The organism is Pseudoflavonifractor sp. AF19-9AC, assembly GCF_003478995.1.
GTDB lineage: Bacteria > Bacillota > Clostridia > Oscillospirales > Oscillospiraceae > Lawsonibacter.
Map to the genome: position 1 here is coordinate 1 of NZ_QUGI01000006.1, position 15,017 is coordinate 15,017.

Here is a 15,017-nt window from a genome sequence, read left to right on the forward strand (position 1 = left end):
GCTGCTGCCCCGGTTGGGTGCGGTTCCTCAAGGGCCAGTATCCCCAGCTCACCGGCCGGCTGTCCACCGCCAAGAGTCCCCAGCAGATGTTCGGCAGTGTGGCCAAGAGCTGGCTGGCCCGGAAGCTGGGGGTGGAGCCGGAGAAGATCTTCTGCGTGTCCATCATGCCCTGCGTGGCCAAGAAGGCGGAGAGCGAGCTGCCCACCATGTCCACCGAGCACGGTCCCGACGTGGACCTGGTACTCACCACCCGGGAGTTTGTGCGCATGCTGCGCGCCGACAAGATTATCCCCGCTCTCCTCCCGGAGGAACCCCTGGACGACCCCATGGGCGTGTCCACCGGCGCCGGCGTCATCTTCGGCACCACCGGAGGCGTGATGGAGGCCGCCCTGCGTTCGGCCTCCTTCCTGCTCACCGGGCAGAACCCCGACCCGGAGTCCTTCTCCCAGCTGGGGGAGGGGCCTGGCCTGCGGGAGGCCACCTACGACCTGGCGGGCACGCCGGTGCGCTGCGCCGTAGTCAGCGGCCTGGGCAACACGCGAAAGCTGCTGGAGCGCATTCTGGCGGGCAAGGCCCACTATGACTTTGTGGAGGTCATGGCCTGCCCCGGCGGCTGCGTGGGCGGCGGCGGCCAGCCCATTGACAAGGAGGACCGGGAGCTGGGCGGCGTCCGGAGCGACCGGCTCCACCAGCTGGACCGCCAGGCCCCCCTGCGCTTCTCCCACGAGAACCCCCAGGTCCAGGCCCTGTACCGGGAGTTTTTGGGCAAGCCCCTCAGCGAGGTCTCCGAGCACCTGCTCCACACCGACCACACCGCTTGGGCCATGCCCAACCAGCGGAAAACCGGATAATTCCCTTTTCAAAAATTCAGCAAGCTAAACCAATATGGTTTTGCTTTAATTTGCTTGATGTTATATTCCACAACAGTAACCATGCTGTACTATCCACTGTGCCTTAGCTGCTGTCATTGAGTCACCAAATTGTCGGGCGCATGAGAAGGGCATGAAACTATACCATACCCTGTTGGTTACCAGGTCATTTTCGTGTGCCCTTCGTTATCAGACAACTTGAGACAAGGGCGTCGACGCAGTCGGCAACTTTGTTTTGCCTCATACCGCAAGGCTCTGAAGCACTATGTACCCCTGCCTTGGATAAAAGGGAGTCACGCAAATCAGAACAGCCAATCTGCAAAAACTCTATGACACTTTAAAGCAGAGCGGTAGAGTCCATCCCCGTCCGGTCAAAGCCGTGGGCTATCCACTATCACCGTCCACGGCATCCACATCGTGCTCTACCATACGCTGAAATCTGCCGTAGACCAACGGCTACTACCGTATAATCCTGCTGGCCATGTGGAGTTTCCTAGGGGCAGAAATCTACTCCCCATGTTTTATCTGGAATTGGTCAGCAGCCTGTGGAAAGGCGAACTGGTGGCCTTGCAGTGGGACAATGTGGACATCCAGAGCAGAACAATCTCGGTCAGCAAAGAGTACGTCCGGAACCCGGATGGTTCCCTGGAACTCACCCGGACCAAGACGGAAAACTCCGTACGCCTGGTGTCCATCCCTCAAACAGCGGCGGAGCTGCTGATCCAGGAGCACAGCAAGCACCCAGACAGTCCCTACCCGTTCCCCTACCCGATCACCGGGGAACTATACCACCCGGATTCAGTGGTAAACCTCCATAAGAAGATCCTGAAGGACGCAGGCCTGCCTCATATCAGGTTTCATGATTTACGCCACACCTTTGCTACCACGGCCCTGCAAAATGGCGTCGATATGAAAACTGTGTCTTCTATGCTGGGCCACTATGTTGCCGGGTTTACCCTCCGCACCTATATCCACGCCACCCGGCAAAAGCAGGACGAAGCAACCCAAACGACGGGCAGCTTCATGGCACAGGTGATATAAGGCAGAGAAAAAAGCCGGACTGGAAGCGCAAACTTCCCGTCCGGCACTCTTTAGCCCTTTCCCCGTGTGGGTCAGCGTGTGGGTCAAACGCGCAATACGGGAGGCTCCTTTAGCCCCCACTGTTCGCCCTTGTGAGCCGCTGTGTGGCGGTTTTGAGGGTTGGCTAGGGTAACGGCCCAACAAAAGCATGTCAAGGCAGATTTGGGCCGGTAACGGGAGATAAATGGGTCCTCATCGAAGCCCAGCGCAAGCGGATTTAGTGGGTAGAGTCAGAGCGGTGAATGAGCGTTTTTTGCCTCTTTGGGCGGAAACGAGGGGGATACCGCTTGCGAAGAAAAGGCGCAGGGCCGATGTGAAAAAAAGCGGGAGAAACCACACCTCACCTCCCCGCAGTGCGGATAGAAACCGACAGTTGTGGGGAGACGATTTTACCCACCCTTGGGTGGGGCAAGCAGAGCGTTTGGCTTGCCGCGAGCGGCTGCCAAACGCCTTTTTGCGGGCAGAAGCCCGCACCCACTTTCCGCTGACCGCAGCTGCGCCTCTCCTCCGCACCGCAAGACCTGCGCCGCAGGAAACAAAATAAGGGTTTTGCCCAAGCACCGTAATTGATAACTTTCTCTTAACTCTGCCCGTTTGCCCTGGCTATCCACAAAAATGTTTGGTATGTTATCGTTCCCGGACAGGGAGCGGCAGCATACCAAATTTTTATGTGGAGGTGAGAACGCATGGCAACACGAACCAGAAACCAGGTAATCGCCTTCCGGGTAACCCCAGCCGAGAGGAAGCAGGTCAGCGCAAAGATCAAGCGCTCCGGGCTGAGCCAACAGGAGTATCTGCTGGATGCAGCCCTGCATCATCCCATCTATGTGATGGAGGAGCTCAAGCCGCTCCTCTCGGAGCTGCGTGCCTGGGGCAAAAACCTAAACCAGCTGACTGCCCTGGCCCATCAGGGGCGAGTTCAGACTGTCTATCTGCAGGAGCTTACCGCGGCCCTGGGAAAGACCTATGAGGCGGTCAGCACACTGACGGAGAAAGGTCCGGTGATTCACCACGGCGACCTGTAGCTTCATCAAGGAACGTAAGCAGACGGCTGGGAGCATGGGACGGGTGATCCAGTATGTATCCCAGACAAAGAAAACCATGGACGAAAAGGGCCACCGCTACCTGACGGGGGTCAACTGCGTGGCAGATGTGGCTATGCAGAGTTTCATGGCCACCAAACACCTCTACGGAAAAGACACAGGCACCTTCTTCTACCAGTACACCCAGTCCTTCTCCCCAGAAGAATATCTTACTCCCGCCCAGGCCCATGAGATCGGTCTGGAATTGGCGGAGCGATTCTTCCCCGGCTGTGAGGTCCTGGTGGCAACTCATGTGGACCGGGAGCACCTTCACTCCCATCTGGTAGTCAATTCCGTCCATCCGGATACCGGGAAGAAGCTCCATTTCACTCCCAGAACGCTGGAGCAGATGCGAAAGGTCAGCGACCAGATCTGCATGGAACACAGCCTGTCAACCTTGAAGCCATACCGGCAGGAGCACCGGACCTCTGGTCTGAGCGCAGGGGAGTACCGGGCCGCTATGCGTGGAGAGAGCTGGAAGTTTCAGCTCATCACCACGGTGGAGGCCGCCATGCGGCAAGCTGGCAGCCGGGAAGAATTCATACAGGAGATGAAGCGACGGGGCTACCAGGTGCGCTGGGAGGAACGTCGAAAGCACATCACCTACATCACACCTACCGGAATGAAGTGCAGAGACGATAAGCTGCACGAGCTAAAGTTCAGAAAGGAGAATATGGAGCATGAGTTTGGAATACGAAACCAGGCAGCAAAACAGCGCCTTAGCCACACTCAAACAGCGGGCGGCGCCACCTACTCTCACGGACCAGAAGCCCAATGTGTTGTACACCATGCCAGTACAGACCGTGGAGCGGCTGGAGGAGGTCCTGCAGCAGACCTTGGCACTACAGAAAACGATTCAGGCATCTATGGCAGCTCTGGCCACAAAAGAGAGCCTGGAGCCGCTGGCTACGGCGGAACAGCTTCATCAGTGGCTGGAGCAGACACAGGCTCTCAATCAGAAAACCCATCAGGCGATGGGAGAGATTCTCTCGGAAATGAGGGAGGAACGCAAACGGGATGGGAGGCAGAGAGACGAGTTTACCAGGGAGCTCTCCGAGATCCGGACAACCTTTCAGAAGGATACCCAGGAGGCGATTGCCTCGCTCCGCAGATGGATCCCCTTCATTGTTATGAGTTCAGCGGCGGCGGCAGTACCGGTGTGCATCCTGATGTGGCAGACGCTGACATAACGGATGAGGTACTTCGGCTGCTCTCCAGGCTGGAAGGAAGTAACGATGACTATGTTCTGGATGCTACCACCAGACATAGCCGAGGAGATCGAAAAGCACTGGCGAAAGAACAAAGGAAAAAGATTGCCCTGGGGCATAAGAAAGATGACCACGATCAGGGACAGCAGATGATGTGACGCTGGGGCTCTGCACACTCAAGTGCGGAGCCCTAAGCGTATTAAAAACTACATCGCAAATCAAAGAATAGGGGCAGAGAAAATAGTACACCGTTAACAAAGATATCCGTAGAACCTTCTGCTAGGTAATTGTTACTGTTCTGATAACTCTGCCCATTCCCTATGACTATCCATCGGAAAAGCTGGTATTGTGTGTTGCTGCAAAGGAGGCGAGGCACAATGAATGACTACATGACTGCTCTCCACCAGCGGTTCTTCCAGGAGCCGGACTTCACAGAGCTGGAGGAAGAAATTGAACAGACCCGCCAGGAGGTACGGGACTGTCTGGACAAGCTGCAGCGGCGTAAATTGATGCAGCTTGTGGATGCCCAAAACCTTCTGCGGGAGAAAACCTCTCTGGCCAGTTTTATGGCAGGCTTTAAGCTGGCCTGGGGCATTGCGAAAGAGCTGGAGGCAGACGGTCTGTACTCTTTCCAGTACGAACAAGAACAGCGAGCCTGTAAGGCAGCAGAACAGGAGGTGACACCTCATGTCAAAGAAACGGGCTAACGGAGAGGGCAGCATCAGAAAACGGAAGGACGGACGCTGGGAGGGTCGGTACACCGCCGGGTATGATGCCAAGACCGGCAAGCGGATCATCAAGAATGTGCTGGGCAAGACCCAGGCAGAGGTCAAGGAAAAGCTAAAAAAGGCTCTGGAGGAGTGCCAGGGGCTGGATGTGAGCCGCACCGAAGAATACACTGTGGCCACATGGCTGCGCACCTGGTATGAGCTCTATGCCAAACCAAATGTTCGCACCGCCACGGCAAACCGGTATGAACTCATCATCGAGCGCTACACCATTCCCCGGATCGGAGCCATCAAACTCAAGAAGCTGACCACCCGGCACCTGCAGAAGCTCTACAAGGAGTTATTGGAGCACGGCAGAATACATGTCGGAAAGGGAGAAGCAAGGGGACTGAGTACCACCACCGTCCGCAGCGTCCATCTCATGCTCCACACCGCCCTGGAACGGGCGGTGAAGGAACGGCTCATCCCCAGGAATCCCACCGAGGACTGTATCGCCCCCAAGCCCCGAAAGATCGAGATGCAGATTCTTCCCTCTGAAGACATGCATGCCTATCTGGAGGCAGCCAAGGCCCGAGACCTGCTCCCCATGTTTTACCTGGAATTGGTCAGCGGCCTGCGAAAAGGCGAACTGGTGGCCCTGCGTTGGGACGATGTGGACATCCAGAACAAAACCATCTCGGTCAGCAAACAGTATGTCCGCAACCCGGACGGCTCCCTGGAGCTCACCCGGCCCAAGACGGAGAACTCCGTCCGCCTGGTGTCCATCCCGCAGACAGCGGTGGACTTGCTGATCCAGGAACATAACAAACATCCGGACAACCCTTACCTGTTCCCCTCCCCGATCACTGGAGAACTATACCACCCGGATTCGGTGGTCAACCTCCATAAGAAGATCCTAAAGGACGCAGGACTGCCCCACATCCGCTTTCACGATCTGCGGCACACCTTCGCCACCACAGCCCTCCAGAACGGCGTGGATGTAAAGACGGTGTCCTCCATGCTGGGCCACTATGATGCCGGGTTCACCCTCCGCACTTACACCCACGCCACCCGGCAGAAACAGGACGAAGCAGCAGCCACAATGGGCAGCTTCATGGCACAGATCATGTAAGGCAGAGAAAAAGCGCACCGGACAGGAAAACCTATCCGGTGCGCTTACATACTCCCATGCGAGCCCAGCGCAAGCGGGTCGCATGGGAAAAGGAGGCACAGTGGAATGAGCGAGCTTTGCCCGCAAGGGCAAAGCGAGGGATATGGAGCTTGCGCCGACGTGGGTCACGGTGTGGGTCAACCAACTGACCCATAGTCTGACCCACACTGAAAAATCAAAAATTGCAACAAAAAAGCCTCGAAAACCGAAGTTTTCAAGGCTTTTTGGAGCTGCTAGGCAGATTCGAACTGCCGACCTCATCCTTACCAAGGATGCGCTCTACCGACTGAGCTATAGCAGCATGCTTGTCCCCAAAAGGGGAACTATGTTGAACAGGCCAAACCTGGAATTTCCAAGGCGTCCCGGGAATTCCCGGGGGCTATTCAAACAGCCATCCGGCTGGAGTTATTAAATGGCGACTCGGAAGGGACTTGAACCCTCGACCTCCGGCGTGACAGGCCGGCGTTCTAACCAACTGAACTACCGAGCCATTTAAGATTTATCAAAACAGATTGTTCTGTTATTTATATGGCAGGGGCAGAAGGAATCGAACCCTCGGCACGCGGTTTTGGAGACCGCTGCTCTACCTGCTGAGCTATACCCCTATGTGGTGGGCCTTCACGGGCTCGAACCGTGGACCGACCGGTTATGAGCCGGCTGCTCTAACCAACTGAGCTAAAGGCCCATAGCCGTTCACACGATATTTCGGAAAGAGCGGCTTGCCGTCATTGTTGGCGGCAAGCCGCTTTCTGGCTCCCCAAGTTGGACTCGAACCAACGACCCTGCGGTTAACAGCCGCATGCTCTACCGACTGAGCTATTGAGGAATGTGAAAGGGTCCGGTCCGGTTGGACCGGACCCTTGTGTTGGCGTTACCTATTTTCCCGGTCCGTCTCCAGACAAGTATCTTCGGCAGAAGCGAGCTTAACTTCCGTGTTCGGAATGGGAACGGGTGGACCCTCGCTCTAATCAACACCAACTGAACTTTCTCTTTGAAAAGAAAGTAACCAACGAAAACCAGAGCTTTTCGCTCGTTACCGTCTTTTCAACAGTAAGTATTATATCCGTTTTTACTCAATTGTCAAGTCCAATTTTTAAAAATTGGTGACCCGTACGGGAATCGAACCCATGTTTGCGGCGTGAGAGGCCGCCGTCTTAACCGCTTGACCAACGGGCCAGATGGTGCGCCTTCAGGGATTCGAACCCGGGACCCACTGATTAAGAGTCAGTTGCTCTACCAACTGAGCTAAAGGCGCGTACTTTCTTTTGAAAAAGAAAGTACGCAAAGAAAACTTCATGTCTTTCTTTTTCGCAAGAATATGGAAAGCGCGCTGCCTGCGCCCTGAAAACCGAACAGTGAAACAACTTTCCATCGCTTACAAGCGCCTGCATTCCTTTTCGACCTTTTAGGTCAAGCCCTCGGCTTATTAGTATCGGTCAGCTACATGCCTCGCAGCACTTCCACCTCCGACCTATCAACGACATAGTCTACGTCGAGCCTTACTCCTTAAAGGATGAGAGATCTAATCTTAGGGGGAGTTTCACGCTTAGATGCTTTCAGCGTTTATCTCGTCCAGACGTAGCTACCCAGCTGTGCCGTTGGCACGACAACTGGTGCACCAGAGGTCTGTCCATCCCGGTCCTCTCGTACTAAGGACAGCTCCCTTCAAATCTCTTACGCCCGCAACAGATAGGGACCGAACTGTCTCACGACGTTCTGAACCCAGCTCGCGTGCCACTTTAATCGGCGAACAGCCGAACCCTTGGGACCGAATTCAGCCCCAGGATGTGACGAGCCGACATCGAGGTGCCAAACCTCCCCGTCGCTGTGGACGCTTGGGGGAGATCAGCCTGTTATCCCCAGGGTAGCTTTTATCCGTTGAGCGACGGCACTTCCACTTGCATACCGCCGGATCACTAACTCCAACTTTCGTTACTGCTCCACCCGTCGGTGTCGCAGTTAGGCTCGTTTATGCGTTTACACTCACTGCACGATTTCCGTCCGTGCTGAACGAACCTTTGAGCGCCTCCGTTACCTTTTAGGAGGCGACCGCCCCAGTCAAACTGCCCACCTAACAGTGTCCCCCGACCGGATTCACGGCCGCAGGTTAGAAAACCAGCAAATGAAGGGTGGTATCCCAAGGGTGACTCCATCAAGGCTGACGCCCTGACTTCCAAGTCTCCCACCTATCCTGTACATCATTTACCAATCCTCAGTATTAAGCTACAGTAAAGCTCCATGGGGTCTTTCCGTCTAGTTGCGGGTAACTGGCATCTTCACCAGTACTACAATTTCGCCGGGTGGGCTGTTGAGACAGCGCCCAAATCGTTACGCCATTCGTGCGGGTCAGAACTTACCTGACAAGGAATTTCGCTACCTTAGGACCGTTATAGTTACGGCCGCCGTTTACTGGGGCTTCAATTCAGACCTTCGCTTGCGCTAAGCCCTCCTCTTAACCTTCCAGCACCGGGCAGGCGTCAGCCCATATACGTCATCTTTCGATTTAGCATAGACCTGTGTTTTTGGTAAACAGTCGCTTGGGCCTATTCTCTGCGGCTCCTTTCGGAGCTCCCCTTATCCCGAAGTTACGGGGTAATTTTGCCGAGTTCCTTAACAACCCTTCTCCCGTTGGCCTTAGGATTCTCTCCTCATCTACCTGTGTCGGTTTGCGGTACGGGCACCTTAGCATACACTAGAACTTTTCTCGCCTCGTTATTCTCCGGCTTCCCTACTTAATTTCGGTCCCTTACGCCCGGGTCAACCAACGCCCGGGTCCGGATAGCTCCAAGTGTCCTTCTAGCTTAAGTTTCGGTGGCTACGGAATTTCAACCGTATGTGCATCGACTACGCCTCTCGGCCTCGCCTTAGCTCCCGGCTTACCTTGGGCGGACGAACCTTCCCCAAGAAACCTTAGATTTTCGGCCATTATGATTCCCACATAATTCTCGCTACTCATTCCGGCATTCTCACTCGAATACAGTCCACCAGTGCTTCCGCTCTGACTTCACCCCGCATTCGACGCTCCCCTACCACGCATTGCTGCATCCTAAGCTTCGGTTATACGCTTAGCCCCGTTACATTTTCCGCGCAGAATCACTCGACCAGTGAGCTATTACGCACTCTTTTAATGAGTGGCTGCTTCTAAGCCAACATCCTGGTTGTTTTCGCAATTCCACATCGTTTTCCACTTAGCGTATATTAGGGACCTTAGCTGTAGGTCTGGGCTGTTTCCCTTTTGACCACGAGACTTATCTCACGTAGTCTGACTGCTAGTCATCAATTAGCCGGCATTCTGAGTTTGATAGGGTTCAGTAACTTTATCAGCCCCTAGCCCATTCAGTGCTTTACCTCCGGTAATCTAAACTAACGCTAGCCCTAAAGCTATTTCGGGGAGAACCAGCTATCTCCAAGTTCGATTAGAATTTCTCCGCTATCCACAGGTCATCCGCCACCATTGCAACGGGGGTCGGTTCGGTCCTCCATGGAGTTTTACCTCCACTTCAACCTGCCCATGGATAGGTCACCTGGTTTCGGGTCTATTGCACGCAACTCAGTCGCCCTATTCAGACTCGCTCTCGCTTCGCCTCCGGTACTGAATACCTTAAGCTTGCTACGTACAATAACTCGCCGGACCGTTCTACAAAAAGTACCTCATCACTCATTAACGAGCTTTGAGTGCTTGTAAGCACAAGGTTTCAGGTTCTATTTCACTCCCCTCCCGGGGTCCTTTTCACCTTTCCCTCACGGTACTGCTCCTCTATCGGTCATCAAGTAGTATTTAGGGTTGGAGGGTGGTCCCCCCAGTTTCCCACAGGGTTTCACGTGTCCTGCGGTACTCTGGAACTCGACTAACAGAAATCAGCTTTCGACTACGGGACTCTCACCCGCTCTGGTTGGCCTTCCCATGCCATTCGTCTAGCCTATCCTGCCGTTGCGCCGGTCCACAACCCCGAAGGATAAATCCTTCGGTTTGCCCTCTTCCGCGTTCGCTCGCCACTACTTGCGGAATCTCTGTTGATTTCTCTTCCTCGCCCTACTTAGATGTTTCAGTTCAGGCGGTTCCCCGCGTACGCCTATTTGATTCAACGCACGCTGACAGAGTATTGCTCTGCCGGGTTTCCCCATTCGGAAATCTGCGGGTCAAAGCTTATGTGCAGCTCACCGCAGCTTATCGCAGCTTGTCACGTCCTTCATCGGCTCTTGATGCCAAGGCATTCCCCTTGCGCTCTTATCAGCTTGACCTCGTCGGCGTGGATTTCGTATCATTCGCTTCCCCGCAAGCGGGAAAGCTCACTCACTTCATCACGCCTCCTCTCCAAATCGAAACCGCTTCGCTGGGTTTCAATTTGGTTTGGCTGGTTCTCAAGAATTATGCAGGCCTCAGATTTGGTTCATTGTAGTTTGTGTTACCCTTATTTAAAAGTCCACAAAAAACTTTGTTACCTCTCTGTTGCTTGCTCGCAATTTCTTGCTTGCTTCACTGTTCAGTTTTCAAGGTGCAGACTTCCAACCTTTTTCAAGGTCAGATTGAAATGCTCAGGCGTTTGCCTAAACACTTCAATCTAATCTTGTTGGTGGAGGTTACCGGACTCGAACCGGTGACCCCTTGCTTGCAAAGCAAGTGTTCTACCAGCTGAACTAAACCCCCGGCTGTTTTGGGTGGTGGGCCCAAGTGGACTCGAACCACCGACCTCACGATTATCAGTCGTGCGCTCTAGCCAGCTGAGCTATGGGCCCGTGTCGTCAAAGCAAGCTTCGCATCCCTCGCTTCCGCCTTCCGGCAAAAGCTCGCTCACTTCGCTGCTTCTCCTCTCCCATTCAAACCCGCTTCGCTGGGCTTCGAATGGGTTCCCGCTTCCTCAGCAGCGTACACCCTCTAAATTAAACAACGTGACATCCAGCCAACCACCAGAGGTCTGACCTTAGGACATTACAGCAAACATTTAAGTTTACTGAGGTCTCCTTAGAAAGGAGGTGATCCAGCCGCTCGTTCTCGAACGGCTACCTTGTTACGACTTCACCCCAATTATCGAACCCACCTTCGGCCGCGCCCCCCTTGCGGTTAGGCTACGGACTTCGGGTGTTCCCGACTCTCATGGTGTGACGGGCGGTGTGTACAAGGCCCGGGAACGTATTCACCGCGGCATGCTGATCCGCGATTACTAGCGATTCCAACTTCATGCAGGCGGGTTGCAGCCTGCAATCCGAACTGGGATGGCTTTTAGGGATTTGCTCCACCTCGCGGTCTTGCTTCCCTCTGTTGACCACCATTGTAGTACGTGTGTGGCCCAGGACATAAGGGGCATGATGATTTGACGTCGTCCCCACCTTCCTCCGTTTTGTCAACGGCAGTCTCGCTAGAGTGCTCTTGCGTAGCAACTAACAATAAGGGTTGCGCTCGTTGCGGGACTTAACCCAACATCTCACGACACGAGCTGACGACAACCATGCACCACCTGTCTCTACTTTCCCCGAAGGGCACCTAATGCATCTCTGCTTCGTTAGTAGGATGTCAAGCCCTGGTAAGGTTCTTCGCGTTGCTTCGAATTAAACCACATACTCCACCGCTTGTGCGGGCCCCCGTCAATTCCTTTGAGTTTCAACCTTGCGATCGTACTCCCCAGGTGGGATACTTATTGTGTTAACTGCGGCACGGAGGGGGTCAGTCCCCCCACACCTAGTATCCATCGTTTACAGCGTGGACTACCAGGGTATCTAATCCTGTTTGCTCCCCACGCTTTCGCGCCTCAGCGTCAGTTACTGTCCAGCAATCCGCCTTCGCCACTGGTGTTCCTCCGTATATCTACGCATTTCACCGCTACACACGGAATTCCGATTGCCTCTCCAGCACTCAAGAACTACAGTTTCAAATGCAGGCCACAGGTTGAGCCCGTGGTTTTCACATCTGACTTGCAATCCCGCCTACACGCCCTTTACACCCAGTAAATCCGGATAACGCTTGCCACCTACGTATTACCGCGGCTGCTGGCACGTAGTTAGCCGTGGCTTATTCCTTAGGTACCGTCACTTGCTTCGTCCCTAAGAAAAGAAGTTTACAACCCGAGGGCCTTCTTCCTTCACGCGGCGTTGCTGGGTCAGGCTTGCGCCCATTGCCCAATATTCCCCACTGCTGCCTCCCGTAGGAGTCTGGGCCGTGTCTCAGTCCCAATGTGGCCGGCCAACCTCTCAGTCCGGCTACTGATCGTCGCCTTGGTGGGCCGTTACCCCGCCAACTAGCTAATCAGACGCGAGGCCATCTCAGAGCGATAAATCTTTGGCAGTCAGAGCCATGCGACCCAACTGCATTATGCGGTATTAGCACAATTTTCACTGTGTTATTCCCCACTCCAAGGCAGGTTCCTCACGCGTTACTCACCCGTCCGCCACTAAGTAACCAAATCCATTGGACGAATCCTCTGTCATTGGCACTCCGTTCGACTTGCATGTGTTAAGCACGCCGCCAGCGTTCATCCTGAGCCAGGATCAAACTCTCAATAAAATGGTATCTAAAGAACCGAAGTTCCTTAAATCAATTTTATTGAAGCTTAATTCAAGCTTCAAAGAAAGAAATCAATTGACGTTGTTCCTACAAGCTTCGTTCAAAGCTTTTAAAACAACCATCACCTTCTGGTGCTTTTCGTGTTTGTCACGTTGTTTAATTTACAAGGTGCACACCGCTCATCGCGGCGGGTTTTCATTATAGCACTCGGTTTTTCCTTTGTCAAGAGCTTTTTTCAAGTTTTTTCAAACTTTTTTGAGCTCTTTCATTCGCCGGTCGTCCGGGGCTATCGCTTGCCGCTCTCACAAGCAGCTCGTTTATTTTATCACAGCTCATTTCGCTTGTCAAGAACTTTTTTCAAGTTTTTTCAAACTTTTTTGAAGCTCTTCATTCGAAACTTTGCCGGGTTGCGCGCCGCTCTCGCGAGCAGCTCAACTAGGTTACCACACTCGATTCCGTTTGTCAAGCACTTTTTTCGAGCTTTTTCAAGCTCGTTTGTGCTGACCGGTCTCGGTGAGTGCCCCTCGTTGGAGCGCTTGCCTATACTACCAGAACATTCCTCCTTTGTCAACACCTTTTTTCAAATTTTTCATTTTTTCTTCGTCCACTCTTGGCGGACATTCATTCGCCAAAAACCAGCTTGCGGAAAGACACCTTTTGTGCTACTCTCTATTACATATTATATAATAAGTAGGAGTGGCTGCCATGCCGATTAAAATCCCCGATTCTCTGCCCGCCCGTGCTACCTTGGAGGGCGAGAACATCTTTGTTATGACGGAATACCGGGCGATCCACCAGGATATGCGTCCGCTGAATCTGCTGATTCTGAATCTGATGCCCACCAAGATCGTGACGGAGACCCAGTTGCTGCGCAAGCTGTCCAACACGCCTCTCCAGATTCAGGTGGAGCTGCTGCACACCTCCAGCCACGTCTCCCAGAACACCGACGCCGATCATCTCTCTTCCTTCTATACCACCTTTGACCAGATCCGGGACCGGAAGTATGACGGCATGATCATCACCGGCGCTCCGGTGGAGAATCTGGATTTCACCGACGTGGACTACTGGGGTGAGCTGTGCGAAATCATGGAATGGACCAAAACCCACGTCCATTCCACTCTGCATATCTGCTGGGGTGCCCAGGCAGGTCTCTATTACCACTACGGCATTCCCAAGTACTCCCTGCCCAAAAAGCTGTTCGGCGTCTTCCCCCACACCATTATCAAGAAGCAGTCCCCCCTGTTCCGGGGCTTCGATGACGAGTTCTATGTGCCCCATTCCCGCTACACCGAGAACCGGCTGGAGGACGTTCTGGCCCGGCCGGAGCTGGAGTTGCTGGCGGTCTCCAAGGAAGCCGGCGTCTTTGCGGTAAAGAGCGAGGACAACCGCCGCTTCTTTATTACCGGCCATCCCGAGTACGACCCGGACACGCTGGCCAACGAGTACTTCCGGGATGTGAAGAAGGGGCTGCGCATTGACGTGCCTGCCCACTACTTCCCCAACGACGACCCCTATCAGGCCCCCATCGTCCGCTGGCGCTCCGCCGCCCAGCTCTTCTACACCAACTGGCTCAATTACTACGTCTATCAGACCACGCCCTACGACATCACCCAGATCTGAGTCGACACCACGGAGGTTACTATGAACGTTACCTTTCAGGATGTGAAAAACTCCCCGGAGATCCGTACCTATATTACCCAGGCGGACGCCTCTCTGCTGGCCCTGGGGTTTACCGAGCACTCCTTTGCCCACGTGGGCAAGTGCGCGGACGTGGCCGCCCGAATCCTCACCGCACTGGGCTACGCACCCAGAGAGGTGGAGCTGGCCCGCATTGCCGCCTACATGCACGACATCGGCAACGTAGTCAACCGCCATGACCATGCCATCAGCGGGGCCACCATGGCGTTCCGGATTCTGGACAACATGGGCATGGAGCCCTCCGACGTGGCCGCCGTCATTACCGCCATCGGCCACCACGACGACTCCACCGCCTTCCCCGTCAACGCCATTGCCGCCGCCCTGATTCTGGCGGATAAGACAGACGTGCGCCGCAGCCGGGTACGCAACGCCGACATCACCAACTTTGACATCCACGACCGGGTCAACTACGCCGTGGAGCGCTCCGAGGTGCTGCTGGACCTGACCGCCAAGACGGTCACCCTCGCTCTGTCCATCAACACCCAGGTGTGCGCTGTGATGGACTACTTTGAAATCTTTCTCCAGCGCATGGTGCTCTGCCGGAAGGCGGCGGAGTTTTTCCACCTGAGCTTCCACCTGGAGATTAACGGCCAGATCTTGCTTTAAATTCCATACGTTTTCCCGCCGGGCAGTCCAAAAGGCTGCCCGGCTTTTTTGTCGCAATCTGTAACCACACTGTAACTTGATTCATATCTACTTCAAG

8 protein-coding genes, 9 tRNA genes and 3 rRNA genes are annotated in these 15,017 nt (G+C 54.4%); 8 read left to right on the plus strand and 12 right to left on the minus strand.

All coding sequences use genetic code 11. From position 1 onward, the window contains the following. The 6 genes from DWX58_RS10560 to DWX58_RS10585 all read left to right on the plus strand — a co-directional run. Window positions 1-851, plus strand: an 851-nt coding sequence (locus DWX58_RS10560) for a [Fe-Fe] hydrogenase large subunit C-terminal domain-containing protein (protein WP_199648778.1), incomplete at its 5' end; no start/stop codon positions are given. Between the two features lie 534 nt (window positions 852-1,385). Further along, entirely contained in the window at window positions 1,386-1,910 is a 525-nt protein-coding gene (locus tag DWX58_RS10565; RefSeq protein WP_243093422.1) for a site-specific integrase, read from the plus strand. 725 nt (window positions 1,911-2,635) lie between these two features. After that, on the plus strand, window positions 2,636-2,974 hold the full coding sequence (mobC, locus tag DWX58_RS10570; protein ID WP_118643680.1) for a plasmid mobilization relaxosome protein MobC: 339 nt from the start codon (window positions 2,636-2,638) through the stop codon (window positions 2,972-2,974). Between the two features lie 34 nt (window positions 2,975-3,008). Further along, window positions 3,009-4,397, plus strand: coding sequence for a relaxase/mobilization nuclease domain-containing protein (locus DWX58_RS10575; RefSeq protein WP_118643682.1), 1,389 nt, complete (start codon window positions 3,009-3,011; stop codon window positions 4,395-4,397). Window positions 4,398-4,616: 219 nt separating this feature from the next. Next, entirely contained in the window at window positions 4,617-4,946 is a 330-nt protein-coding gene (locus DWX58_RS10580) for a hypothetical protein (protein WP_118643684.1), read from the plus strand. After that, window positions 4,927-6,078 (plus strand): site-specific integrase, encoded by a 1,152-nt coding sequence (locus DWX58_RS10585; RefSeq protein ID WP_118643686.1) that lies wholly within the window; start codon window positions 4,927-4,929, stop codon window positions 6,076-6,078. Before DWX58_RS10580 ends, DWX58_RS10585 begins: the two co-directional genes overlap by 20 nt. 264 nt (window positions 6,079-6,342) lie before the next feature. On the opposite strand, the gene DWX58_RS10590 is transcribed toward DWX58_RS10585, so the two are convergent. From DWX58_RS10590 to DWX58_RS10645, 12 genes are all read right to left on the minus strand, one after another. Continuing rightward, a tRNA-Thr gene (locus tag DWX58_RS10590) sits at window positions 6,343-6,418 on the minus strand. A 112-nt stretch (window positions 6,419-6,530) separates the two neighbouring features. Beyond that, a tRNA-Asp gene (locus DWX58_RS10595) sits at window positions 6,531-6,607 on the minus strand. A 39-nt stretch (window positions 6,608-6,646) separates the two neighbouring features. Then, window positions 6,647-6,722, minus strand: a tRNA-Trp gene (locus DWX58_RS10600). A 3-nt stretch (window positions 6,723-6,725) separates the two neighbouring features. Continuing rightward, window positions 6,726-6,802 (minus strand) — tRNA-Ile (locus DWX58_RS10605). A gap of 65 nt (window positions 6,803-6,867) precedes the next feature. Then, a tRNA-Asn gene (locus DWX58_RS10610) sits at window positions 6,868-6,943 on the minus strand. A gap of 37 nt (window positions 6,944-6,980) precedes the next feature. Then, window positions 6,981-7,096, minus strand: a 5S ribosomal RNA gene (rrf, locus tag DWX58_RS10615). A gap of 122 nt (window positions 7,097-7,218) precedes the next feature. Beyond that, a tRNA-Glu gene (locus DWX58_RS10620) sits at window positions 7,219-7,293 on the minus strand. A 3-nt stretch (window positions 7,294-7,296) separates the two neighbouring features. After that, window positions 7,297-7,372 (minus strand) — tRNA-Lys (locus tag DWX58_RS10625). A 151-nt stretch (window positions 7,373-7,523) separates the two neighbouring features. Continuing rightward, a 23S ribosomal RNA gene (locus DWX58_RS10630) occupies window positions 7,524-10,359 on the minus strand. 330 nt (window positions 10,360-10,689) lie between these two features. Next, window positions 10,690-10,765, minus strand: a tRNA-Ala gene (locus DWX58_RS10635). Window positions 10,766-10,777: 12 nt separating this feature from the next. Then, window positions 10,778-10,854, minus strand: a tRNA-Ile gene (locus DWX58_RS10640). Between the two features lie 230 nt (window positions 10,855-11,084). Then, window positions 11,085-12,616: ribosomal RNA gene (locus tag DWX58_RS10645) — 16S ribosomal RNA — on the minus strand. Together the 16S, 23S and 5S rRNA genes with 9 tRNA genes alongside form the textbook arrangement of a ribosomal RNA operon. A gap of 705 nt (window positions 12,617-13,321) precedes the next feature. On the opposite strand from DWX58_RS10645, the gene metA reads away from it, so the two are divergent. Both metA and DWX58_RS10655 read left to right on the plus strand, forming a co-directional pair. After that, window positions 13,322-14,236 (plus strand): homoserine O-succinyltransferase, encoded by a 915-nt coding sequence (gene metA, locus DWX58_RS10650; RefSeq protein ID WP_118643688.1) that lies wholly within the window; start codon window positions 13,322-13,324, stop codon window positions 14,234-14,236. Window positions 14,237-14,257: 21 nt separating this feature from the next. Beyond that, the gene (locus DWX58_RS10655; RefSeq protein ID WP_118643690.1) at window positions 14,258-14,920 is read left to right on the plus strand and encodes an HD domain-containing protein; all 663 of its coding nucleotides are present in this window, start codon (window positions 14,258-14,260) and stop codon (window positions 14,918-14,920) included. The last annotated feature ends 97 nt before the right edge of the window (window positions 14,921-15,017 follow it).